Annotated in this window: 23 protein-coding genes; 18 read left to right on the top strand and 5 right to left on the bottom strand. The window is 68.4% G+C overall.

The genetic code is table 11. The features are described from left to right. Nucleotides 1-64: 64 nt before the first annotated feature. Nucleotides 65-1369 carry a D-arabinono-1,4-lactone oxidase gene (locus DNK52_RS00440; protein ID WP_110238603.1) on the bottom strand — a complete coding sequence of 435 codons (1305 nt, stop codon included), beginning with the start codon at nt 1367-1369 and terminating at the stop codon, nt 65-67. 91 nt (nt 1370-1460) lie between these two features. Here DNK52_RS00440 and DNK52_RS00435 point away from each other — a divergent pair, with 91 nt between their 5' ends. The 3 genes from DNK52_RS00435 to DNK52_RS00425 all read left to right on the top strand — a co-directional run bounded on the left by DNK52_RS00435 (nt 1461) and on the right by DNK52_RS00425 (nt 3860). Continuing rightward, nucleotides 1461-2576, top strand: coding sequence for a ferrochelatase (locus DNK52_RS00435; RefSeq protein ID WP_110239885.1), 1116 nt, complete (start codon nt 1461-1463; stop codon nt 2574-2576). Then, a complete protein-coding gene (locus DNK52_RS00430) occupies nt 2573-3397 on the top strand; it encodes an inositol monophosphatase family protein (protein ID WP_239455288.1) in 825 nt (274 codons plus the stop codon). Before DNK52_RS00435 ends, DNK52_RS00430 begins: the two co-directional genes overlap by 4 nt. A gap of 172 nt (nt 3398-3569) precedes the next feature. Next, nucleotides 3570-3860: a DUF4193 domain-containing protein gene (locus DNK52_RS00425; protein ID WP_110238601.1), complete on the top strand. Its 291-nt coding sequence runs from the start codon at nt 3570-3572 to the stop codon at nt 3858-3860. 89 nt (nt 3861-3949) lie between these two features. Here DNK52_RS00425 and DNK52_RS00420 read toward each other — a convergent pair whose 3' ends face one another. Both DNK52_RS00420 and DNK52_RS00415 read right to left on the bottom strand, forming a co-directional pair. Continuing rightward, complete coding sequence (locus DNK52_RS00420) at nt 3950-4267, bottom strand: DUF4235 domain-containing protein (RefSeq protein ID WP_110238600.1); 318 nt, start codon at nt 4265-4267, stop codon at nt 3950-3952. 28 nt (nt 4268-4295) lie between these two features. After that, the gene (locus DNK52_RS00415) at nt 4296-4757 is read right to left on the bottom strand and encodes a DUF3093 domain-containing protein (RefSeq protein WP_110238599.1); all 462 of its coding nucleotides are present in this window, start codon (nt 4755-4757) and stop codon (nt 4296-4298) included. 102 nt (nt 4758-4859) lie between these two features. Between DNK52_RS00415 and dut the strand changes: the two genes are divergently transcribed. The 4 genes from dut to DNK52_RS00395 are packed head-to-tail and all read left to right on the top strand — an operon-like array spanning nt 4860 to nt 7116. Next, nucleotides 4860-5339 (top strand): dUTP diphosphatase, encoded by a 480-nt coding sequence (gene dut / locus DNK52_RS00410; protein WP_110238598.1) that lies wholly within the window; start codon nt 4860-4862, stop codon nt 5337-5339. A 31-nt stretch (nt 5340-5370) separates the two neighbouring features. Continuing rightward, entirely contained in the window at nt 5371-6003 is a 633-nt protein-coding gene (locus tag DNK52_RS00405) for a DUF3710 domain-containing protein (RefSeq protein ID WP_110238597.1), read from the top strand. Between the two features lies 1 nt (nt 6004). Further along, nucleotides 6005-6367 (top strand): OB-fold nucleic acid binding domain-containing protein, encoded by a 363-nt coding sequence (locus tag DNK52_RS00400; protein ID WP_110238596.1) that lies wholly within the window; start codon nt 6005-6007, stop codon nt 6365-6367. Next, a complete protein-coding gene (locus tag DNK52_RS00395; protein WP_110238595.1) occupies nt 6364-7116 on the top strand; it encodes a DUF3159 domain-containing protein in 753 nt (250 codons plus the stop codon). Before DNK52_RS00400 ends, DNK52_RS00395 begins: the two co-directional genes overlap by 4 nt. Here DNK52_RS00395 and DNK52_RS00390 read toward each other — a convergent pair. Both DNK52_RS00390 and DNK52_RS00385 read right to left on the bottom strand, forming a co-directional pair. Further along, nucleotides 7107-7772 (bottom strand): potassium channel family protein, encoded by a 666-nt coding sequence (locus DNK52_RS00390; RefSeq protein WP_110238594.1) that lies wholly within the window; start codon nt 7770-7772, stop codon nt 7107-7109. The two genes, DNK52_RS00395 and DNK52_RS00390, sit on opposite strands and share 10 nt — an antisense overlap. Before the next feature lie 2 nt (nt 7773-7774). Then, nucleotides 7775-8422, bottom strand: a complete 648-nt coding sequence (locus DNK52_RS00385; RefSeq protein ID WP_420812338.1) for a potassium channel family protein — start codon at nt 8420-8422, stop codon at nt 7775-7777. Between the two features lie 85 nt (nt 8423-8507). Between DNK52_RS00385 and DNK52_RS00380 the strand changes: the two genes are divergently transcribed. The 11 genes from DNK52_RS00380 (at nt 8508) to DNK52_RS00330 (ending at nt 22813) form a co-directional block, all read left to right on the top strand. Further along, nucleotides 8508-10553, top strand: coding sequence for an APC family permease (locus DNK52_RS00380; protein WP_239455287.1), 2046 nt, complete (start codon nt 8508-8510; stop codon nt 10551-10553). Beyond that, nucleotides 10550-11701, top strand: coding sequence for a class I SAM-dependent RNA methyltransferase (locus tag DNK52_RS00375; RefSeq protein ID WP_110238591.1), 1152 nt, complete (start codon nt 10550-10552; stop codon nt 11699-11701). Before DNK52_RS00380 ends, DNK52_RS00375 begins: the two co-directional genes overlap by 4 nt. A gap of 274 nt (nt 11702-11975) precedes the next feature. Beyond that, the gene (locus DNK52_RS00370) at nt 11976-14813 is read left to right on the top strand and encodes an aconitate hydratase (RefSeq protein WP_204163321.1); all 2838 of its coding nucleotides are present in this window, start codon (nt 11976-11978) and stop codon (nt 14811-14813) included. Between the two features lie 141 nt (nt 14814-14954). After that, on the top strand, nt 14955-16322 hold the full coding sequence (locus DNK52_RS00365) for a hypothetical protein (RefSeq protein ID WP_110238589.1): 1368 nt from the start codon (nt 14955-14957) through the stop codon (nt 16320-16322). After that, on the top strand, nt 16309-16824 hold the full coding sequence (locus DNK52_RS00360) for a SigE family RNA polymerase sigma factor (RefSeq protein ID WP_110238588.1): 516 nt from the start codon (nt 16309-16311) through the stop codon (nt 16822-16824). Before DNK52_RS00365 ends, DNK52_RS00360 begins: the two co-directional genes overlap by 14 nt. Next, nucleotides 16821-17120, top strand: coding sequence for a thiamine-binding protein (locus DNK52_RS00355; protein WP_110238587.1), 300 nt, complete (start codon nt 16821-16823; stop codon nt 17118-17120). Before DNK52_RS00360 ends, DNK52_RS00355 begins: the two co-directional genes overlap by 4 nt. Before the next feature lie 161 nt (nt 17121-17281). After that, complete coding sequence (locus tag DNK52_RS00350; protein ID WP_204163320.1) at nt 17282-17653, top strand: hypothetical protein; 372 nt, start codon at nt 17282-17284, stop codon at nt 17651-17653. Between the two features lie 42 nt (nt 17654-17695). Further along, nucleotides 17696-18547, top strand: a complete 852-nt coding sequence (locus DNK52_RS16220) for an NUDIX domain-containing protein (RefSeq protein WP_110238586.1) — start codon at nt 17696-17698, stop codon at nt 18545-18547. Nucleotides 18548-18650: 103 nt separating this feature from the next. Further along, nucleotides 18651-19298, top strand: a complete 648-nt coding sequence (locus tag DNK52_RS00340) for a 4a-hydroxytetrahydrobiopterin dehydratase (RefSeq protein WP_110238585.1) — start codon at nt 18651-18653, stop codon at nt 19296-19298. A 108-nt stretch (nt 19299-19406) separates the two neighbouring features. Then, complete coding sequence (gene dxs / locus DNK52_RS00335; RefSeq protein ID WP_110238584.1) at nt 19407-21311, top strand: 1-deoxy-D-xylulose-5-phosphate synthase; 1905 nt, start codon at nt 19407-19409, stop codon at nt 21309-21311. Continuing rightward, on the top strand, nt 21308-22813 hold the full coding sequence (locus tag DNK52_RS00330) for an amino acid permease (RefSeq protein WP_110238583.1): 1506 nt from the start codon (nt 21308-21310) through the stop codon (nt 22811-22813). Before dxs ends, DNK52_RS00330 begins: the two co-directional genes overlap by 4 nt. Nucleotides 22814-22844: the final 31 nt, after the last annotated feature.

Here is a 22844-nt window from a genome sequence, read left to right as displayed (position 1 = left end):
GGTGGACGGCGGGCCGTCCCATGGACCGCGGGCAGGCTGTTGGGGCGCGTGGGGCCCCTGTGACTCACTCGCCCAGGACATGGCGGAGATGGGGGTTGGTGAGGACCCGGTCGGGGTCGAGACGGTCGCGCACGGCCAGGAACTCCTCGAATCTGGGATAGAGGGAGGCGAGGTCGTCACGACCCCTCTGGTGCATCTTGCCCCAGTGCGGGCGTCCACCGTAGGTCTTCATCACGTCCTCCATGGCAGAGAAGTACTCGGTGTGGTCGGCGCGGTGGTGCACGTGGAAGGCCAGGTAGAGGCTGTCGCGTCCTGAGGCCATGGAGAGCGCTGCGTCGTCGGCCGGTGCCGTGCGCACCTCCACGGGGAATCCGATCCGCCAGTCGTTCGCCTCGATCACGCGGCGCGCTTCGCGCAAGGCGTCGAGACCCACCTCTCGCGGGACGGCGTACTCCATCTCGCGGAAGCGGACGCGACGTGGTGACACGAACACTCGGTGCGCGACGTCGGAGTAGGTGCGCGGTGAGAGTGCGCCGGTGGCGAAGCGGTTGATGGTCGGGGTCAGGGAAGGTCGTCGGGTGCCGAGTCCGGTGACGGCGCCGAAGACCGTGTTGGCGAGGAAGTCGTCGTCCCACCATCCCCGTAGGCGCGAGACCGGCTCGGCCTCGCTGACCGGGCCGGCGAGCCGGGTGTTGGCCTTCAACAAGGCGCCGTCGGTGTGCGGGAACCAGTGCACGTCCACGTGGTGGTGAGCTCTCGTCAGGTCGTCGAAGGTGGCGAGCACCTCGCTCCACGACACCGGTCGCTCCTCGGCCTGCAGGCAGAAGAGCGGCTCCACGCGGAAGGTGATCTCGGTGAGGATGCCGAGGGCCCCCAGCCCCACGCGGGTCAGTCCCAGGAGGTCGTCGGGGCTCTCGGCGTCGACGGTGAGGACTTCGCCGGTGCCGGCGACCATTTCGAAACCGGCCACCTGTGCTGCCAGTCCTGCGGCGACGCCGCCAGTGCCGTGGGTGCCCGTGGAGATGGCTCCGGCCAGGGTCTGTTCGGCGATGTCACCCATGTTGTGCAGCGAGAGACCCGCCGACTGCAAGAGCCTGTTCAGGCTCTTCAGTTGGGTCCCGGCCCGTGCGGTGACAGTCATCGCGTCGCGGTCGATCCGGACCAGGCCAGTCAACTCGTCGGGGGAGAGCATGGTGTGCTCGGGCGCCGCGATCGAGGTGAAGCTGTGACCGCTCCCGACCATCTTCACGCCTGTGCCCTCGTCGCGCGCCCTGGTCACCGCTGCGGCAACGGCAGCAGTGCTGGTCGGACTCTCGACGCGGAGCGGGGTCGCGGACTCGACTCGCGCCCAGTTGCTCCACACCGTCATGGCACTGAGCGTAGTGGGCGACGGTGGAGAAGCGGGTGATTCGCCGCGAGGAACTCGTCGGCGTCAACCAGCCCTCTCTACGATGTTCAGCATGAACTCTCACCCCCGCCCCGAGGTCGCCCCCTACGACGCGTTGCTGCTGCTCTCGTTCGGCGGTCCGGAGAAGCCGGAGGACGTGGTGCCCTTCCTCGAGAACGTGACGCGAGGGCGCGGAATCCCCAAGGAACGCCTCGAGGTGGTGGGTGAGCACTACTTCGGCTTCGGCGGCAAGTCGCCCATCAACGACCAGAACCGGGCGCTGCTCGCCGCCATCCGGGAGGACTTCGCGGCCGCCGGGATCGACGTCCCGGTCTACTGGGGCAACCGGAACTGGGCTCCGTACCTCGATGACGCCGTCGAGCAGATGCGCCGCGACGGAATCCAGCGGGCTGCGGTGTTGACGACCTCCGCCTACTCCTCGTACTCGTCGTGCCGTCAGTACCGGGAGAACCTCGCTGACGCGATGGGGACCGCCGACGAGACCGGCGCCACGCCCCGGCTCGACCGTCTGCGGCAGTACTTCAACCACCCGGGCTTCGTGGAGCCCTTCGTGGACGCCACCCTGGCAGCCCTCGACGAGCTGCCGGCGGAGTTGTGTGACGACGCCCGACTGCTCTTCGTCACCCACTCGATCCCGATCACGATGGCCGAGGGGAGCGGGCCTGAGGGCAACGCCTACGTCGAGCAGCACCTGAGCGTGATGGACCAGGTCGCAGCCGCCGTCGACCGGGCCACAGGAGACACGCGGGAGTACGAACTCGTCTACTGCTCGCGCTCCGGCGCGCCTCACATCCCGTGGTTGGAGCCCGACGTCAACGACCGACTCGAGGAGTTGGCCGAAGCCGGAGTTGCGGGCGTCGTGATGATCCCGATCGGATTCGTCTCCGACCACATGGAGGTCGTCTACGACCTGGACACCGAGGCCCAGGCGACGGCGCAGCGGCTCGGCCTCACCGCGACCCGGGCATCCACCCCAGGCGTCGATCCGCGCTTCGTGGAGCTGGTGCGGGACCTCTTCGTGGAGCGCGCCTCTGCGGAGCGCGGAGAAGGCCCCGTACGCCGGGCGATGGGCACCATCGGGGCGTGGCCCGAGCTCTGTGCGGTCGGCTGCTGCCCCAACCCGCGCGCTGAACGACCCGCCGCCTGCGGCGTGAAGGTCGAGCCGTGACCCTTCCCCCGGACGTGGACCCAGCCGGTCTGCGGGACCTGGCCGTCGAGGTGGCCAGCCGCGCTGCGGATCTCGTACGAGTCGGGGCCCAGGCAGGCGTCGAGGTGGCCGCCACGAAGAGCAGCCGGGTGGACGTGGTGACGGAGCTGGATCGCCGCAGTGAAGCCCTGATCCGCGAACTCATCGCCGTGGCGCGTCCTGATGACGCGGTCCTGGGCGAGGAGGAGGGGGACACCTCCGGCACCTCCGGCGTCCGATGGGTCGTCGACCCTGTCGACGGGACCGTCAACCTGCTCTACGGCATCGGGGAGTACGCCGTCTCGGTCGCGGCCGAGGTCGACGGCGCGCCCGTTGCCGCCGCCGTGGTCGACGTGGTCAAGGGACATGTGTACGCCGCCGCGCTCGGGTGTGGCGCGACGAAGGACGGGGTGCGGCTGCAGGTGCGAGCGGCGACAGATTCCGGCTCGCGGCTCGTCCTGACGGGCTTCGGGTACCGCTCTGAGGTGAGGGCGCACCAGGGAGCTTGCGTGGCGCGACTGCTGCCCGTGGTGCGGGACATCCGGCGGATGGGCTCGTGCGCACTCGACCTGTGTCACGTGGCGGAGGGGATGGCCGACGGGTACGTCGAGGAGGGCCCCCGCCCGTGGGACTGGGCTGCGGGACGGCTGGTGGTCACGGAGGCCGGTGGCCGGTTCGAACTGCTGCCCGGACACCTCGGCCGTCTCGAAGGATGGCCGAAAGAGTCGGTGGTGGTTGCGGCCCCGGCTGCGGGGTGGGACGGTTTCGTCTCCGATCTCGCAGCAGCGGGATTCCTGCTCTGAATGAGGATTGGCCCGCGCGCCCGCGAGGTAGGAATAGGGCGCGGTTCGATTCTGTTTGTCCCACACGCGTTAGACGGTGCTGCATTTCGCGGCTCCGTGATGCACAATCCTCGCGCCGAGAATGGCTCGGGACCTAAGTACGGCACACGAGTTCGGGAAACTGGAAGAAGAGATGGCGACCGACTACGACGCACCACGCAAGACTGAGGAAGACCAGAGCGAAGAGAGCATCGAAGAGCTCAAGGCGCGAAGGCACGACAAGAACTCCGGCAAGGTCGACGAGGACGAGACCGAAGCGGCGGAGTCCTTCGAGTTGCCCGGCGCCGACCTCTCGCACGAAGAGCTCGCGGTCGAGGTGAAGCCCAAGCAGGAGGACGAGTTCACCTGCATGAGTTGCTTCCTGGTCCACCACCGCTCGCAGTTGGCGGACGCGACCAAGGTCATCTGCCGCGACTGCATCTGACGCTCAGCGCACCCCAGTACGACGGAAGCCGTGCCCCCGCGTGGGGGCACGGCTTCCGTCGTCGGACGAGGTGAAGGCTGTCCGCAGGGTCAGGGCGTCTGTGCCTCGGCCTTGTCAGCGTCCTGGCCATCCTTCTGGAGACCGGGCGGGAGGTGGCCGGTCGACTGCGCGTAGTAGTTCGCTGCCTTGCGGGCTGCGAGCATCCGGGCCACCGCGATCGCGGTACCGCTCACCGCCGCCCACATGACTGCCTCCCACAGGTCCACGTCGGGATCGGCTGGGTTGGCCGGGGGGTTCTTGCCCGTGGTCACACGCCACGACTGGTCGAGCGCCTTCTTCGTGATCGCAGCCGCGCCGAGCGCCGCGGCGAGCGACATGACGCTCCAGACCTTGGATCCTGATGCCATTTCTTCCTCCTGAGGGTCGGGGTCGAGACTAGCGAACGGAGCTGTTCGTGGCCCTGCCAGCGGCGTCGAGAGCGCTGACCAGGGCGTCGGGGTGGCGGGTGCTGATCAGCCAGTAGGGGGTGGAGTCGTCGGGATCGGTGATGACGACCCGGACCGACCGCTTGAGGTAGGGGCGCAGCACCAGGTGCGCTCGGGCATCGGCCTCGACACCGGCGACCCGTCTCGTCTCGTCCTTGTCCAGGGCCTCGGCGGCGCCCAGGTGCTCGATCCCGATGTGGGCCTTGCCTGCCCTGAGTCGGGAGCCGTCCACACTGACACGGGCGCCGTACGCGAGGAATGCCGCGGCCATCGCGACCAGCGCCACCGCGGTGAGCGCCCACGCCAGGGGTTCGGGCAGGGCCACCAGAAGGGTCAGCCAGAAGGTGGCGACCAGCATCGTGCCCTGGACCCACCACCGCAGCGGAACGTGCAGGCGTTCGGAGTACTCCACCCCTCAAGCCTAGGGGGGCGACGGGCGGGGACCGCGGGCAGGTGCGGCGACCCCTGTCTGCCGCTGGGTCCCGGGTGGTGGACCCCGGTAGGGTCTGACGACGTGAGTGAAGTCTCCCTGGACGTCCAGATCCTCCGGCTTGACGCCGGGCTCCCGTTGCCGTCGTACGCACATCCCGGCGACGCGGGGGCCGACCTGCGCACCACCGTCGACATCACTCTGGCACCCGGAGAGCGAGCCCTGGTCCCCACGGGGGTCGCCGTGGCACTGCCGGACGGATACGTCGCCCTGATCCACCCGAGGTCGGGTCTGGCCGCCAGGCACGGCCTGTCCATCGTGAACACTCCCGGCACCGTCGACGCGGGCTACCGTGGAGAGATCAAGGTGCTGCTGATCAACCACGACCTCACGGAGACACTCAGCCTCGCGCGCGGGGACAGGATCGCCCAGTTGGTCATCCAGCGGTTCGAGCGCGCTCGCTTCGTCGAGGTGGAGGCGCTCTCCGACTCGGTCCGGGGCGCCGGGGGTTACGGTTCCACCGGAGGCTTCACCTCCGTCGCCGGGCAGTCCGCCCCGGCCTGAGGCCCACTCGTTCCTGCAGGAGGCATCACCCGTGAAGTTCCGCCGCAAGTCCACCCCAGCACCTGGTTCCGCGCCCGCTCCGGCCAGCACCGAATCCGCTCCTGCCGAATCCGCTCCGGCCGGACCAGGGCCGTACGACGTCAACCAGATCCCCGACGACATCGACCGGGTGGACCTGGGGGCGCTCCTGGTGGCCCCGGTGCAGGGGTGCGACCTGCGGCTCCAGGTGAACGAGAAGAGCAACGAGGTTGCCGCAGTGATCCTGGCGGGCGAGGAGGGCGCCATCGAGTTCCAGGCGTTCGCGGCGCCGCGTACGGGCGGGTTGTGGGACGAGGTCCGTCCGCAGATAGCCCAGGACGTGGCACGACGGGGCGGTGAGACCAGTGAGCGTGAGGGCCGCTTCGGGACCGAACTCCTCTGCAAGGTGCCGGTGGACCGCAAGAACCCTGCCTCGGACGTCCAGATTTCTCGCATCGTCGGTGTGGACGGTCCCCGGTGGATGCTGCGCGCCACCTTCTTGGGGCGTCCAGCGATCGAGCCCGACAACTCGGACCAGTGGGAGCACGCGCTCTCGCTCGTGGCCGTCCGCCGCGGAGACCTGGCGATGCCGCTGGCGACCCAACTGCCGTTCGTCATGCCGCCCGAAGCCCGACGGAGTGAGTGAGGTGGCCACCCCACGGCGTCTGCGCGGTGCCATCTCGAGCTGGGCCGACTCCGGTGACCAGGAGATCCGCGACCTGCGCAAGCAGTACGGCGGCGCGGGCACGCTCCGGATCGCCGAGGCTCCCGACCGCCAGCCCGTGACGCTGCGCGGCAGCCTGCGTGCGGTCACCCTGATGCCACGAGGTGGCGTGCCTACGCTGGAGGCGGATCTGGACGACGGGACGGGCACGGTCACGCTCGTCTGGTTGGGGCGCCGCCGGATCCTCGGTATCGAGCCCGGACGATCATTGAGCGCCACCGGCCGGATCGGGATCCACGACGGTCGTCGGATCATCTACAACCCACGATATGAGCTGATGCCGTGAACGAGCAGGAGCGGGGGACCGACGAGGCACTCGGCGAACGCCCAGGTGATGTAGAGACCGTCGAGGCTCTCGTACGCCGCCAGTTGGGGCAGGCGCTCGGCGGGCGGCGCGGCATGGTCGAGGCGGCCGTGCCCACCATCCTGTTCACTCTCACCTGGCTGATCGGACGGGACCTGCGTACGGCGCTCGTCGTGAGCGTCGGTGCCGCGGTCATCCTGCTCGCGATCCGGGTGGTGCAACGTTCTTCGGTCCAGTTCTGCGTGAACGCCCTCTTCGGGATCGCCCTGGGGTGGTTCTTCGTGCAGCGCTCGGCCGCCTCCGGCGGGTCAGCCGAGGACCAGGCTCTGGCCTACTTCCTGCCCGGCATCCTCTACAACGGCGGTTACGCAGTCGTCCTCGGCTTCACCTGCCTGGTCGGGTGGCCTCTGGTCGGTTTCATGGTCGGCAGCGTGACGGGCGATCCCACCGCGTGGCACCAGGACCGTCAGATCGTCCGGTTGAGCACGTTGCTGACCTGGGTGCTGGTCATCCCTTGCGTGCTGCGCGTCGCCGTGCAGGCGCCCGTCTACCTGGCCGGCAAGTCAGCCGCGATGAACCCGGACGCTGCAGTTGCCACGTTGGGACTGATGAAGATCGCGTTGGGATGGCCGCTGCAGCTGGCCGCCCTGGCGGCGATGGTGTGGCTGTTGGGTCGCAACCACACGCCGCTCGCCGATGTGGGTCCCACTGCCTCTCCCAGTCAGGCGTGACGAGGGGCGAGCAACCGCTGCAGCTCGTCCTCGGAGTCCTCACCGATGACGAAGAGCAACTCGTCGCCTGACTCCAGGGGTTGGTCGGCGCTCGGAGGGTAGACCTGTCCGTCGCGCAGGATCGTCACCAGGAGGCAGTTTTCCGGCAGGGGGACGAGCCCGGCCGGTCGGCCGACGTAGGGGGAGTCGTCGGGCAGGGTCATCTCCACGAGGTTGGCGTTGCCCTTGCGGAAGGTGAAGAGCCGCACGAGGTCACCGACCGTGACCGCCTCCTCGACCAGGGCGGACATGATCCGGGGAGTCGAGACGTTGACGTCCACCCCCCAGGCCTCGGTGAAGAGCCATTCGTTGTCGGGGTGGTTGACGCGGCCCACCGTGCGGGGGACTCCGAACTCGGTCTTCGCCAGCAACGAGGTGACCAGGTTGGCCTTGTCGTCACCGGTCGCGGCGATCACCACGTCGCAGGTGTCCAGCCGGGCCTCCTCGAGCGACGAGAGCTCGCAGCAGTCCGCCAGCAGCCAGGTGGCCTCCGGCACTCGTTCCGGCTTGACCGCAGTGACGCTGCGGTCGATCAGGAGCACCTCGTGCCCGCTCTCGATCAGCTCTCGGGCGATGGCCCGCCCGACGGCGCCGGCTCCGGCGATGGCAACACGCATACTCAGTCTTCCTCGGGGCCCTGCTCGATGGTCCGGTACGTCTCCGCAGCGGTCTCCTCGCGCATCACGAGGTGGAGGATGTCGCCCTCCTGGATCACTGAGTCGCGGTGGGGCAGCATGCCTTCTCCCAGACGGTCGATCCAGGCGATTCGGCTGCGGGTCTGCATCTGGAAGTTGACGGTGCGTTGACCGATCCACTCGTTCGTCACCGGCACCTGGTCCAACCTGATGGTCCCGGCGTGGTCGCGGAAGTCCGGCTCGGCCCCGGCCGGGAGGATCCTGCGCAACATCTGGTCGGCGGTCCACCTCACCGTGGCGACGGTGGTGATCCCCAGCCGGGTGTAGACCTCGGCGCGACCCGGGTCGTAGATCCGGGCCACCACCTGCGCGATGTCGAAGGTCTCACGCGCGACACGCGCGGCGATGATGTTGGAGTTGTCCCCGCTCGAGACGGCGGCGAACGCATCGGCACGTCTGATGCCTGCCTTCTCCAGGACTCCCTGGTCGAAGCCCACCCCGGTGATCTTGTCGCCGTTGAAGTCAGCCCCCAGACGACGGAAGGAGTCGGGGTCGGTGTCGATGACCGACACCGTGTGGTTGCGGTCCTCGAGGCTTCGGGCGAGGGTGGAACCGACTCGGCCACAACCCATGATCACGACGTGCACGGCTCCACGCTATACCGGAAGCGGCCGCGCGGGGCCGCGCCGCGGAGCTTTAGGGCTTAGCCTTCCTTGCGTGGGTGTCGGTGATGTCTCTAAACGGATCCTTCTGGGTCGCAAGCTGCGCAGTTCCCAGTTGGGGGAGACGCTGCTCAAGAAACGGGTCGCGCTCCCGGTCTTCGCCAGTGACGCGCTCTCGTCGGTGGCGTACGCGCCCGACGAGATCTTCATCATGCTCTCCCTCGCGGGGGCCTCGGCCTACACGATGTCGTGGCAGGTCGGTGTCGTCGTCGCCATCGTGATGACGGCGGTGATCGCCTCGTACCGCCAGACGGTCCACGCCTACCCGAGTGGTGGCGGGGACTACGAGGTAGCCAAGGTCAATCTGGGCCGTACGGCCGGGGTGACGGTGGCCAGTGCCCTGCTGGTCGACTACGTCCTGACGGTGGCGGTCTCCATCAGTGCCGGTGCCCACTACGTGTCGGCCGCCGTGCCGTTCCTGAGTGGCCATGAAGTAGTCTTCGCCTCGGCGACCATCGCCTTCCTGGCAGCCCTCAACCTGCGCGGCGTACGAGAGTCGGGCATGTACTTCGCGGTCCCCACCTACGTCTTCATGCTCTCGATCCTGGGGATGTGCGGCTACGGACTGCTGCGGCTCTACCGAGGGACGCTGCCCGAGGTCGAGAGCGCGGGGCTGAGGATCCAGGAGGCACCCGGCTACGAGGGCGAGCTCACCACCATCGCGCTGCTCCTCCTGCTGGCCAGGGCCTTCTCGTCCGGCTGCGCAGCGCTGACGGGCGTCGAGGCCATCTCGAACGGGGTGCCGGCGTTCCGTAAGCCGAAGAGCCAGAACGCGGCCACCACGCTCGCTCTCCTGGGCCTGATCGCCATCACGATGATGATGAGCGTCATCGTGCTGGCCAAGCAGATGGACATCCGCCTCGTCGACCCGTACGAGCTCGATCGGCTCGTCGGTCCGGACGGCTCGCCGGTCACCGGCTACGACCAGCATCCGCTGGTCGCCCAGATCGCCCGCGGAGTCTTCAATGACTTCTCACCGGGTTTCTATCTCGTCGTGATGATCACCGGGGTGGTGCTGGTGCTGGCGGCCAACACGGCGTTCAACGGGTTCCCGGTCCTCGGCTCGATCCTTGCCGAGGACGGGTTCCTCCCGAAGGCTCTCGGCTCGCGCGGTGACCGGCTGGCGTACAGCAACGGCATCGTCTTCCTGGGCGCGATGTCGATCGTCCTCGTCGTTGCCTTCGACGCCGAGGTCACCCGTCTCATCCAGCTCTACATCGTGGGCGTGTTCACCTCGTTCACCCTCAGCCAACTCGGGATGGTCAAGCACTGGACCCGTCACCTGCGCACCGAGCGCGACCCGGCAGCACGAGGGCGCATGCAGCGGTCGCGCGTCATCAACGCCGTCGGTCTGTCGTTCACCTCCGTGGTGCTGGTCGTCGTCCTGGTCACGAAGTTCACCCACGGAGCGTGGATCACCGTGCTGGTGATGGGGACGTTCTTCCTGCTGATGCGCGCCGTGCACAAGCACTACGCCCAGGTCGCGCTCGAGCTGGCCGTGGACGAGCAGGACAAGGCACTGCCGACCCGGGTGCACGCGATCGTGCTGGTCTCCCAGCTGCACAAGCCGACGCTGCGCGCGCTGGCGTTCGCGAAGGCCACTCGTCCCAACGTGCTCGAGGCGGTCTACGTCGACACCGACCGGACGGCAACCGCCAAACTGATGCATGACTGGGAGGAACGGGACCTGGGCATCCCACTCAAGATCCTGCACTCGCCCTACCGCGAGGTGGCCCGACCGATCGTCGAGTACGCCCAGGCGATCCGACAGGCCACTCCTCGGGGGGTGGTGGCCGTCTACATCCCCGAGTACGTGGTGGGACGCTGGTGGGAGCAACTGCTGCACAACCAGAGCGCCCTGCGTCTCAAGGGCCGATTGCTGTTCGCGCCCGGTGTCATGGTCACATCGGTGCCCTACCAACTCGAGTCGTCCCAGGTGGCTCGAGAACGCGCGGCCCGTGACCAGAAGCGGGTCAAGGCCGGCGACCTCCGTCGCGGCCGTGTGGTCGACGACGATGATTTCAGGCAGGGAAGACGATGAACAGACACGGCAGGCGCACCCCCCGACAGCGCAAGGTGCGCGGCGAGTCGAGGGTCGGCGAGCGCTTCGAAGCAGTGGTCGGTCCGATCGCCCATGGAGGTCACTGCGTCGCCAGGGTTGCGGCCGACCCCTCGGACCCGACAGTGAGCCGAGTGGTCTTCACCCGCCACACGCTGCCGGGTGAGCGCGTCGTCATCGAGATCACCGAGGGCAACGACGGTGACCGTTTCTGGAGGGGAGACGCCGTCGAGGTGCTCGAGCCTTCGAAGCAACGCGTCGAGGCGCCGTGCCGCTTCGCCGGGCCGAAGGCCTGCGGCGGCTGCGACTTCCAGCACGTGGCCCTCCCTCACCAGCGGGCGTTGAAGGCGGACGTGGTGCGCGAGCAGTTGGTCCGGATCGCGCGCATGGACCCGGCGCACCCCCTCGTCACCGGGCTCAGGGTCGAGGCGGTCAAGGGCGACGTCAAGGGGCTGCGTTGGCGCACCCGCAGCAACTTCGTCGACCTGGGTGAGGGTCGTCGCGGGATGCGCAAGTTCCGCTCCCGCGAGGTCGTGGAGATCGACGACTGCCTGATCTCTGCTCCCGGCACCGAGTCGCACACGGTGCACGGAGTCGACTTCATCGTGGCCCCCGACGGTTTCTGGCAGGTGCACCCCGGTGCCCCCGAGACCTTGGTCAGCACGGTCCTGACGATGCTTGACCCGAAGCCCGGAGAAGCAGTCCTCGACCTGTACGCCGGGGTCGGCCTCTTCGCCCGGTTCCTCGCCGCCGAGGTGGGGGAGGAGGCGCGCGTCGTGCTCGTCGAGGGGGACAAGCAGGCCGCCAACCTGGCCAAGAGCAACCTCGGCAAGCTGGCCAAGGTCCGGGTCAGCGCCCAGATGGTCTCGGACGCCCTCAAGCACGACTTCGACGAACCCTTCGACCTGGTCGTGCTCGACCCCCCGCGCGAGGGTGCCCGCCGTGGCGTCGTGGAGGCAGTCGTCGACCGCGCACCGCGCGCGGTGGCGTACGTCGCCTGCGACCCGGCCGCACTGGCCCGCGACGTCGCGATCTTCGCCGAGCACGGCTACAAGTTGGAGCAGCTGCGGGCCTTCGACCTCTTCCCGATGACGCACCATGTCGAGTGCGTGGCACTGCTGACCCGCTGATCACCGCTCGTGTCCAGCGCCCCCGTCGACTGCTCGGCGGGGGCGCTGTCGTGCGGCGACACGGCGGTGACACGGCGGAGGTGCGCCGGACGGGCGCCGGACATGTGTCGGACATGCGGTTGGGTCGGTCGCCGGACATCGTGTATCTTGATGTCGAGAGACATTCGGTTCTCACCCGGTGCAGGTAAGGGAAACCTTGCTTCCCGCCCGCCACTGAGCGCGGCAAGATGGGTCCGAGTGCGACAACCCCCAATCCCGGTAGGAGATGCGACTGATGGCCAGTCACGACAGCTTCGGTGCGAAGAGCACCCTGGACGTGGACGGGAAGTCCTACGAGATCTTCCGCCTCGACGCGGTGACGGGTGACGACGTCAACGTCGAGACCCTCCCGTTCTCCCTCAAGGTGCTGTTGGAGAACCTCCTCCGCACCGAGGACGGCGCCAACATCACGGCCGACGACATCCGCGCCCTCGCCGGCTGGGACGCCGACGCCGAGCCCGACAAGGAGATCCAGTTCACGCCGGCCCGCGTGATCATGCAGGACTTCACCGGCGTGCCCTGCGTCGTCGACCTCGCCACCATGCGTGAGGCGATGGCCGACCTGGGCGGCGACCCCACCAAGATCAACCCGCTGGCGCCCGCCGAGATGGTCATCGACCACTCCGTGATCGCCGACGTCTTCGGCACTCCCGAGGCGTTCGAGCGCAACGTCGAGATCGAGTACGAGCGCAACCGCGAGCGCTACCAGTTCCTGCGGTGGGGCCAGGGTGCGTTCGACGACTTCAAGGTCGTCCCGCCCGGCACCGGCATCGTGCACCAGGTCAACATCGAGCACCTGGCTCGTACGGTCTTCACCCGCGATGTCGACGGTGAGCTCCAGGCCTACCCCGACACCTGCGTCGGCACCGACTCCCACACCACCATGGTCAACGGCATTGGCGTCGTCGGCTGGGGTGTGGGTGGCATCGAGGCCGAGGCAGCCATGCTCGGCCAGCCGGTCTCCATGCTGATCCCGCGCGTGGTCGGCTTCAAGCTCTCCGGTGACCTGCCCGAGGGGTCGACGGCCACCGACCTCGTGCTCACCATCACCGAGATGCTCCGCGAGCACGGTGTGGTCGGCAAGTTCGTCGAGTTCTACGGCCCCGGCGTCTCGGTCCTGCCCCTGGCCAACCGCGCCACCATCGGCAACATGTCGCCGGAGTTCGGCTCCACGATCGCGGTCTTCCCGATCGATGAGGAGACCGTCAAGTACCTGCGCCTCACCGGCCGCTCCGACGAGCAGATCGCCCTCGTCGAGTCGTACGCCAAGGAGCAGGGCCTGTGGCACGACCCGGCAGCCGAGCCGCGCTTCTCCGAGAAGCTCGAGCTCGACCTGTCCACCGTGGTTCCCTCGATCGCCGGCCCGAAGCGCCCCCAGGACCGCATCCAGGTCACCGACGCCAAGCAGTCGTTCCGCGGTGCGCTGGCCGACTACGTCGACGAGGGCGAGCAGGAGACCAGCGGCTACGACGAAGAGGTCGAGGACACGTTCCCCGCCTCTGACCCGCCCAGCCACAACGGAAACGGCTCGCCGGCGCCCACCGACCACCTGTCGGCTGCGCCCAAGGACGGCGGTCGTCCCAGCAGCCCCGTCGAGGTCACCCTCGAGGACGGCACGAAGTTCACCCTCGACCACGGCGCTGTGACCATCGCTGCCATCACCTCCTGCACCAACACCTCCAACCCGAGCGTGATGATCGGTGCGGCACTGTTGGCCAAGAAGGCAGTCGAGAAGGGCCTGACCAGCAAGCCGTGGGTCAAGACGACCTTGGCCCCGGGCTCGAAGGTGGTCAGCGACTACTACGAGAAGTCCGGTCTGACCCCCTACCTGGACAAGCTCGGCTTCAACCTCGTCGGCTACGGCTGCACCACCTGCATCGGCAACTCCGGTCCGCTGATCCCCGAGGTCTCGGCAGCGGTCAACGAGAAGGACCTCAGCGTCGTCTCGGTGCTCTCCGGCAACCGCAACTTCGAGGGTCGGATCAACCCCGACATCAAGATGAACTACCTGGCCTCCCCGCCGCTGGTCGTTGCGTACGCGCTGGCCGGCTCGATGGACGTCGACCTCTTCGACGACCCGCTGGGCCAGGACCAGGACGGGAACGACGTCTTCCTCAGGGACATCTGGCCGTCCCCGACCGAGGTCGAGGAGACCATCCGCGGCGCCATCGACACCGAGATGTTCGACTCCTCCTACGCCGATGTGTTCGCCGGTGACGAGCGCTGGCGCTCGCTGCCCACTCCCGAGGGCAAGACCTTCGAGTGGGACGCCGAATCGACCTACGTGCGCAAGCCTCCGTACTTCGACGGCATGGAGCGCGAGCCCAGCCCGGTCACCGACATCTCGGGTGCCCGCGTGCTGCTCAAGCTCGGCGACTCGGTCACCACCGACCACATCAGCCCTGCTGGTGCGATCAAGAAGGACTCGCCCGCGGGCAAGTACCTGGCCGAGAACGGTGTCTCGCACCGTGACTTCAACTCCTACGGCTCGCGCCGCGGAAACCACGAGGTCATGATTCGCGGCACGTTCGCCAACATCCGCCTGCGCAACCAGCTCGCTCCCGGCACCGAGGGTGGCTTCACCCGCGACTTCACCCAGGCCGACAACGCTGCGGACGCCCCCGTCACCAGCGTGTACGACGCCTCGGTCAACTACCAGGAGGCCGGTGTCCCGCTGGTCGTCCTGGCTGGCAAGGAGTACGGCTCCGGCTCCTCGCGTGACTGGGCCGCCAAGGGCACCTCGCTGCTGGGCGTCAAGGCGGCCATCGCCGAGTCGTACGAGCGCATCCACCGCTCGAACCTGATCGGCATGGGTGTCATCCCGCTGCAGTTCCCGGCCGGTCAGACCGCTGACTCGCTCGGCCTGACGGGTGAGGAGACCTTCGCGTTCTCCGGCATCACCGAGCTCAACGAGGGTCGCATCCCCAAGGCCGTCAAGGTCACCGCCACGAAGGCCGACGGCTCCGACGTCTCCTTCGACGCAGTGGTCCGCATCGACACCCCCGGTGAGGCGAACTACTACCGCAACGGCGGCATCATGCAGTTCGTCCTGCGCAACCTGCTGAAGGGCTGACGCAGCAACGGATCGTCCGGAGCCCTCGTCCCACCCAGGTGGGACGGGGGCTCCTTCGATTTCGTCGAGAAACATTCGCGCCGCACCCAACCACCGCGACCCTGACGGCGTACTGGTGGGAGAGCGCACACGGGAGGTGTCATGGTCCAGCCAGGACTCGAGGAACGGTTGACGCGGCTTGTCGACCCACAGGTGGATGCTGTCGTGCCCCCGGCCGACGAGCTCTGGCAGCGAGGTCGACGGTGGGGTCGTCGCTCGCGGCTCGTCAACGTGGGCGTGGCTCTGTGCACCGTGGCACTGTTGGCAGGGATCGGAGTCTGGGGCAGTCAGGGCCTCCGGCACCCAGGTCCGGTCCAACCCGTCGACTCCGGGTCCGGGGTGGGCGTGCCGTCCCGGGTGCACACGAACATCTCCTCACGGATGCCCTACCTCGCAGAGCCCGGCGCGCTGGTGGCGGTGACTTCGTGGTCCCACACCACATGGTGGGGACGGTCGGAGCCTGCGGTGGCCGCCGTCTCCGCGCGCACGGGGGAGTACGGCTTCGTCAGGACGCCGGGGATGGCAGGTGGCGAGCCCGCGCTCTCACCGCGAGGAACGCATCTGGCCTACTGGACCGCCGGCACGCCCTCTGGGAGCCCCAACACGACGCGCAACGACGGTGGGACGCTCACCGGGGTGGCGGTCCTGGACTCCGTGACCGGTGAGGTGGTGCGGCACGAGATCGAGACAGCGCACGGTCTCTCCGACCAGGAGCTCTTCTGGTTGGATGACCAGCACCTGCTCGTGCACCCCTTCCACCTGCTCGCAGGCGACGACGGGCCGGAGGAGGAGCAGTGGGCCTCGCGTGGCAAGGACGCCTTCGTCCTGGATGCGTCCACGGGGGAGGTGTCACCCTGGAGATGGGCGGAGCGACTGCCGGTGGACGGTTGGTTGCGGTCCGGGGACGGTGTCCTCGTGTCCGAGCGCGGCGATGCGCTCGTCAACCACCGGACCGGTCGAGTCCTCGAGGTCGGGCTGCCTGCGGATCCGGCGGATCTCGTCACCAGCGACGGGGCACTGTCTCCGGACGGGGACGTGGCACGAGTGGTCCACGGGGACAAGAACACCGACACCGGCCTGACGACCATCTGGGTTGCTCGTCTGGCGCGTCCTGGCTCCGCCGAGAAGTGGCGTGAGGTGCCGCGAGAAGGGTCGTACGTCCATGAGGCGCTGGGCTGGCGTGACGGAAGGATCGTTGCCCTCACTGGTGGCGAGGAGCAGGCGCTGATTCTCGTCGACCCCAGCGACGGCGAGGAGGAGACCCTGGTCGAGTACGTGGAGGACGACGGGCGAGGGGACGGGTCGGTCGGCTGGTCCTGGGCCACTGACCTCCTGCAGACTGCGGACGTGGTCGACAGCCAGGAGCCGGTGTACCCGGTGAATCCGCTGCTCGTCCTCGGTGCCACCGCGGCGGTCCTGACCGCCGCCGCGATCGCTGTGGTGGGGTGGAGGCGTCGTGGCCACCCCTGAACAGTTCGAGGAGTTCGTGGCCGCCAGGTTTCCCGCGCTGGTCCGTTCGGCTCGGTTGTTGGTGGCCGACCCGTCGCTGGCCGAGGACCTCGTGCAGGACGCCCTGATGCGGTGCGTGCCCGTGTGGTCGCGCATCGAGGGGGACCCTGAGGGATACGTACGCACGGTCATGGTGCGCACCAACATCTCCCGCTGGCGACGGCGTCGGCGGGTCATGGAGTCCCCGACAGAGGTCCTGCCCGAGACCGCGACGTGGGACCCCGAGGTGGCAGAGCAGGACGCACTGCGCCGGGCCCTCGGCGAGCTTGGCCCCAAGCAGCGTGCCGTCGTGGTGCTGCGTCACGTCGAAGGGCGTGCCGTACGTGAGGTGGCACAGATGATGGGCTGCAGTGTCGGGACCGTGAAGTCCCAGTCCTCGGCAGCCCTCGCGAGGTTGCGTGTCCTGTTGGCGGAGAATGAGGTGCCCGCCTCCGCCCCACCCGCAGCTAGCCTGATCCCATGATCGTCGCCATCAGCATCAGCCCTTCAGGAGCCGACGAGACCGGGGGTGTTGCGGCGGGCGTCGCCGAGGCCGTCCAGGTGATCCGTGACTCAGGCCTGCCTTGTGAGACCAACTCGATGTTCACCAACATCGAGGGGGAGTGGGACGAGGTGATGGCGGTGGTGAAGCAAGCCGTCTTCAAGGTCGCCGAGAGCTCACCCCGGGTGGGTCTGGTGCTCAAGGCCGACCTGCGAGCGGGGCACGACCACGGGGAGCTCAGCGCCAAGGTGGAGCGCCTGGAGGAGCACCTCGCCTGAGTCGTACCGTCCGGTGAGTGGGCCGCTCGCTCCCTGCTCCGCCGGGATGGGAGGCGCGACAGTGTGGGGCTGCGCGACCCACGGCTGGCGGAGATTGAGGGGAGACCTCAAGAACTGACCTTCACACCTTGTTCGAACAGATGTTCGAGTACGATGACTGGATGTCGATGCCAGTTGCTCCGCCGGGATGGCCTCGGGAGGTCCGTCCTCCCGATGCGCCCGACTGGGAGACGACCGCGGTCAACTGGTTGCTCGATCTGTGCCCCTCGGAGTACCGGCGGTACCAGGGGTTGCGTCGTCACGCCGTGGTGCTTGCCCGCTTCGCCGTGATCCATGTGGAGGCCGACCAGGCAGCCGTGCGGCGCGGCCTCAGCGGGATCAGGGTCGACCTGCGCGACGTGGCCAACGACGCGGTGATCGAGGCTGCCGTGCAGACGTTCCTGATCGAGGACGCCCGTCTCGCTGCCGTGCGCCGTTCGGCGGGACTGGTCGAGGAGGCACTGCGCGGACGGCGCTACGTCGCCCGCCTCTGAGGCGCGGCGAGGTCCCATCGGTGCCGGCGCTAGGTTTCAGTCATGGTCGACTTCGCCTGCGTCGCTCTCGTGGATCCGCGGGGCTGGGTGCTCATGCAGGAGCGCGACACCCGTGCGCGCCGATGGCCGGGGCAGTGGTGCTTCCCCGGTGGCAGCCGCGAGCCTGGTGAGGACGCGGTGGGGTGCGCCGTGCGGGAAGTGGCGGAAGAGACCGGCGTACGGCTCGATCCCGGTGAGTTGACCAGCCTCGGCGAGCAGCAGGAGATTGACCCCGACGGGACCAGGTGGAGTTGGGAGTTCTTCGCCGCACGCAGCGACCTCGGGCAGGAGGACGTGAAGTGTCACGAAGGAGCCCAGATGCTGTTCCGGGACCCGAATGACCTGGCCGGGATCGACCTGGTTCCGTCAGCCACCGATGTCGCCCCGGTGCTGCGGGAGTGGATCTCACGCACACCGCCGGTCCTCGGCGAGAGACGCTTTGCGGGTGTCCTCCTGGTTGACCGCCGCGGACGCCTCCTGCTCCAGGAACGCGATGAGCATGCACGGATCGACCCGGAGCGGTGGGGACTCCCCGGTGGCCACGTGGATCCGGGCGAGACCTTCGCGGCTGCAGCTCCGCGCGAGCTCCTCGAGGAGACCGGCGTGCGTCTGCCCGAAGGAGCCCTGCGCCTCCTGCGTGAGTTCGTCGTGGACCACCGCGCGGCGCACGGCACCTGGGACCGGATGCAGGTCTTCGTCGCGCGTGTCGACCTCACCGACGACGACGTCGAGTGCCATGAGGGACGCCAGATCGTCTTCATCGAGCCCTCGGCCGTGCCCGACCTGCCCCTGACCAGTGCAGCGGCCCAGATCATCGAAGCCTTGCCGCCGGAATGGCTCAGGAATACGTCGTAGGGTGGGTCCATGAGCATCCCCACTGCGCCCGTGGTCGTCGTGGTCGTCGACACCAGGCGCTGACACCGGGGCCGCCGAGCCCGCGTACAGATTCGGAGGACAGATGAGCATCCTCACCTCAGCCCAGGTCGACGAGGCCGGCCTCCACGACTGGCGCCTGCTGCACCACGCCTTGCAGACGCGCTACCGCACCGGTGACTTCGTCACCGGCCTCTCCCTTCTCAACCGGATCGCTGCTGTGGCCGAGGAGATGAACCATCATCCCGACCTGGACCTGCGCTACGGCCACCTCAACATCCGCCTCTTCAGTCACGATTCCCTCGGCGTGACCGGGCGTGACGTACGACTGGCGCGTCGCATCACCGACATCGCCCGGGATGTCGGCGTCGAAGCGGTCCCGGAGGGGCTCTCGGTCGTCGAGATCGGACTGGACACGCCTGACCGCGCCGCGATCGCACCCTTCTGGGCTGCGGTGCTCGCGATGGAGAGCCCCACGACGGATGACGAGGTGCGCGACGACGACGGAGACCTGCCCCGGGTCTGGTTCCAGGAGAGTGGTGGCGAGGAGCCGCGCCAACGCTTCCACCTCGACGTCATGGTGACGCTCGAGGAGGCGCCACGCAGGATCGAGGCGGCGCTCGCGGCGGGGGGACGACTGGTGAGTGAGGGCGATGCCCCGGCGTTCGTGGTGCTCCAGGACGCAGAGGGCAACAAGGCCTGCATCTGCACCATGCAGGGGCGCCACGAGTGACAGCCCACTGGGGCGATCACCTAGACTTGCGGTTTCTCGAACGAGCGCCCCAGCCCAGATGCCCAGCATGCCGGCACAGGCTGTTTCCCACACCGAAAGCGGAGGACCATGGGTCATCTGGACTCGATCGCCACCCCACGTGACCTGCGGGGGTTGAGCGACGCCCAGCTCACCGAACTGGCCGCCGAGATTCGTGACGTCCTGATCAGCACCTGCGCCCGGACCGGGGGACACCTCGGTCCCAACCTGGGCGTCGTCGAGCTGACCCTGGCCATCCACCGGGTCTTCGACTCGCCCCGCGACCGGGTGGTCTTCGACACCGGTCACCAGTCGTACGTTCACAAGCTCGTGACCGGTCGCGCCGCCCGCTTCTCCACGCTGCGTCAGGAGGGTGGCCTCTCGGGCTACCCCAGCCACCTGGAGTCCGAGCACGACATCGTGGAGAACTCGCACGCCTCCACCTCGCTGAGTTACGCGGACGGGCTCGCCAAGGCGTACGCGATCCGTCGCGAGGACCGGCACGTGGTCGCGGTGATCGGAGACGGCGCGCTCACCGGCGGCATGGCGTGGGAGGCGTTGAACAACATCGCCATCGCCAAGGACTCCAAGCTCGTCATCGTCGTCAACGACAACGAACGTTCCTACACCCCCACCATCGGCGGTCTCGCGACGGCACTGACCCGGCTGCGCACCGACCCGCGTTACGAGCAGGTGCTCGACGTGGTGAAGAAGCGTCTGCACCAGGTGCCCGGGGTCGGCGGTGCGGCGTACGACGCCCTGCACGCCATGAAGAAGGGGATGAAGGACGCCCTCGCTCCGCAGGGTCTCTTCGAGGACCTCGGGCTCAAGTACGTCGGCCCCGTCGACGGCCACGACCTGAACGCGATGGAGCAGGCGCTGAGCCAGGCCAAGAGGTTCGGCGGCCCGGTCATCGTGCACGCCCTCACCCGCAAGGGAGCCGGGTACGACCCCGCCGAACGGCACGAGGCGGACCAGTTCCACGCGCCTGGTCCCTTCGACGTGCAGAACGGTGCCGAGAAGCCCAAGGGGCGGATCTGGACCGACCACTTCTCCGACGCCATGCTCGACCTCGGGGAGCGCCGCGACGACATCGTGGCGATCACGGCAGCCATGATGCACCCGGTCGGTCTCGACGCCTTCGAGCGGAAGTACCCCCGTCGTACGTTCGACGTCGGCATCGCCGAGCAGCACGCGGTCACCTCGGCCGCAGGCCTGGCCATGGGCGGGCTGCACCCGGTCTTCGCGGTCTATGCGACCTTCCTGAACCGGGCCTTTGACCAGGTCCTCATGGACGTGGCCCTGCACAAGTGCGGCGTCACCTTCGTCCTGGACCGCTCCGGCATCACCGGTGACGACGGAGCCAGCCACAACGGGATGTGGGACATGTCGATCCTCCAGGTCGTCCCGGGTCTGCGCCTCGCAGCCCCGCGTGACACCGCGCGACTCGTCGAGCTCCTGGACGAGGCGGTCAAGGTCGATGACGCCCCGACCGTCGTACGTTTCCCCAAGGGCCCGCCGCCGGCCGACATGGAGGCCGTCGCGAAGCTCGGCCAGGCCGACGTGATGGTCCGCGAGGGGGAGAAGGACGTCCTGCTGGTGGCCGTCGGAGCGATGGTCGCCACCGCGCTCGAGGTCGCGGAGCGTCTCCTGGCCCAGGGCATCGGCGTCACCGTGGTGGATCCGCGCTGGGTCAAGCCGGTGGACCCGGCGATCGTGGAGGCCGCTGCTGAGCACCGTCTGGTCGTGAGCATCGAGGACAACGGTGTCGTCGGCGGGTGCGGCTCGGTGCTGCTCCAGACCCTCAGCGCACACCGGGTCACCACGCCGGTCCGGCTGCACGGCATTCCGCAGGAGTTCCTGGAGCACGCCAAGCGCCCGGTGCTCCTGACGCGGTCCGGGTTGGACGCCCAGTCCCTGGCCCGTTCCATCGTCGAGGACGTCACCGCCGTCCAGGCCGGCGCGGACGTCTTCGAACCCACCCACGGAGCATGAACCTTCTGCGCACCAAGAGCGTCGAGCAGTCGATCGCCGACACCGACGCGCCTGAGCACCGACTGCGCAAGAGCCTCACCGCTCTCGACCTGACGGTCTTCGGGGTCGGCGTCATCGTCGGCGCAGGCATCTTCGTCTACACCGGGACCGTCGCCGCCCAGAACTCAGGCCCCGCGATCTCGGTCTCCTTCCTCGTCGCCGGACTGGCCTGTGCCCTCGCGGCCCTCTGCTACGCCGAGTTCGCCTCGACCGTCCCGGTCGCGGGCAGCGCGTACACGTTCTCCTACGCGACCTTCGGCGAGTTCGTAGCGTGGCTGATCGGCTGGGACCTGGTGCTGGAGTTCACCGTGGGTGGGGCGGCCCTGGCCTCCAGCTTCTCGGGATACCTGCAGAAGCTCCTCGTCGGCACCCCGTTCGAGCTCCCGGCGGCCCTCGCCTCGTCGACAGATGGCTTCGTCAACCTGCCGGCGGTGCTCATCGCCCTGCTGGTCACCCTCGTCCTGGCGCGAGGCATCAAGCTGGCGAGCATCGTCAACCAGGTGGTCACCGGGATCAAGCTCGCTGTGGTCGCCCTCGTGGTCGTCATGGGCATCGCCTACGTCAACACCGCCAACTGGGTGCCCTTCGTGCCAGAGAGCCGCTCGGTCCCCTCGGAGGAGGCCTCTTTCTGGACGTCGCCGCTCGTCGCCACGCTCTTCGACCTCGAGCCGGCCGTGTACGGCTGGGCCGGGGTGATGGCCGGCGCCGCGGTGGTCTTCTTCGCATTCCTGGGCTTCGACGTCGTCGCGACCGTGGCCGAGGAGACGAAGAACCCCCAGCGCGACGTGCCGCGCGGGATCCTCGCCTCACTGGCGATCGTCACCGTGCTCTACGTCGCGGTGAGTCTCGTGGTCACGGGGATGCAGAACTACACCGACATCGACCCGGAGGACTCCGCCCCTCTCGCGACGGCCTTCCAGTCCGTCGGTCAGGACTGGGTGGGAACGGTGATCGCCGTCGGCGCCACGATCGGACTCACGGTGGTCACGATGACGCTGATCATGGGCCAGACCCGGGTGGCTTTCGCGATGGCCCGGGACGGTCTGCTGCCCCGCTGGCTGGCCAAGGTGCACCCGGTGTACCGCACGCCCTCACGCATCACCGTGATCACCGGTGGCGGGGTCGCCCTGCTGGCAGGTTTCGTCGACTTCGAGACGTTGGGACACCTGGTCAGCATCGGCACCCTCTTCGCCTTCGTCCTCGTCGCCATCGGGGTGGTGGTGCTGCGCAGGACCCGGCCGGACCTGCCGCGTGGCTTCCGCACCCCGGCCGTCCACGTCGTCGCCGTGCTCTCGGTCCTGCTGAGCCTCTACCTGATGCTCAACCTGGTCGGCGAGACCTGGGTCCGGTTCGGCGCATGGATGGTGCTCGGCGTGATCGTCTACTTCTCCTACGGGCGGCGTCACTCAGTGCTCGGTCAACGTGAAGCCGGCCTCGCATCGTCTGTGTCGGCGTCGACCTGACCCGTGTGACCCGTCTGCTCCACGCTTCCGC

Source organism: Nocardioides gilvus (assembly GCF_003194605.1).
GTDB lineage: Bacteria > Actinomycetota > Actinomycetes > Propionibacteriales > Nocardioidaceae > Nocardioides > Nocardioides gilvus.
Note: the sequence above shows the minus strand (reverse complement) of the source record. Positions and strands in the feature narration are given on the sequence as shown.

Bases quoted from the DNA above. Each gene is read 5' to 3' on its own strand.
- DNK52_RS00370 (WP_204163321.1), top strand. From the start codon at position 11,976: ATGGCCAGTCACGACAGCTTCGGTGCGAAGAGCACCCTGGACGTGGAC.
- DNK52_RS00365 (WP_110238589.1), top strand. From the start codon at position 14,955: ATGGTCCAGCCAGGACTCGAGGAACGGTTGACGCGGCTTGTCGACCCA.
- DNK52_RS00385 (WP_420812338.1), bottom strand. From the start codon at position 8,422: ATGGGTTGTGGCCGAGTCGGTTCCACCCTCGCCCGAAGCCTCGAGGAC.
- DNK52_RS00350 (WP_204163320.1), top strand. From the start codon at position 17,282: ATGTCGATGCCAGTTGCTCCGCCGGGATGGCCTCGGGAGGTCCGTCCT.
- dxs (WP_110238584.1), top strand. From the start codon at position 19,407: ATGGGTCATCTGGACTCGATCGCCACCCCACGTGACCTGCGGGGGTTG.
- DNK52_RS00440 (WP_110238603.1), bottom strand. From the start codon at position 1,369: ATGACGGTGTGGAGCAACTGGGCGCGAGTCGAGTCCGCGACCCCGCTC.
- DNK52_RS00355 (WP_110238587.1), top strand. From the start codon at position 16,821: ATGATCGTCGCCATCAGCATCAGCCCTTCAGGAGCCGACGAGACCGGG.
- DNK52_RS00330 (WP_110238583.1), top strand. From the start codon at position 21,308: ATGAACCTTCTGCGCACCAAGAGCGTCGAGCAGTCGATCGCCGACACC.
- DNK52_RS00340 (WP_110238585.1), top strand. From the start codon at position 18,651: ATGAGCATCCTCACCTCAGCCCAGGTCGACGAGGCCGGCCTCCACGAC.
- DNK52_RS00425 (WP_110238601.1), top strand. From the start codon at position 3,570: ATGGCGACCGACTACGACGCACCACGCAAGACTGAGGAAGACCAGAGC.
- DNK52_RS00375 (WP_110238591.1), top strand. From the start codon at position 10,550: ATGAACAGACACGGCAGGCGCACCCCCCGACAGCGCAAGGTGCGCGGC.
- DNK52_RS16220 (WP_110238586.1), top strand. From the start codon at position 17,696: ATGGTCGACTTCGCCTGCGTCGCTCTCGTGGATCCGCGGGGCTGGGTG.
- DNK52_RS00420 (WP_110238600.1), bottom strand. From the start codon at position 4,267: ATGGCATCAGGATCCAAGGTCTGGAGCGTCATGTCGCTCGCCGCGGCG.
- DNK52_RS00435 (WP_110239885.1), top strand. From the start codon at position 1,461: ATGAACTCTCACCCCCGCCCCGAGGTCGCCCCCTACGACGCGTTGCTG.
- DNK52_RS00390 (WP_110238594.1), bottom strand. From the start codon at position 7,772: ATGCGTGTTGCCATCGCCGGAGCCGGCGCCGTCGGGCGGGCCATCGCC.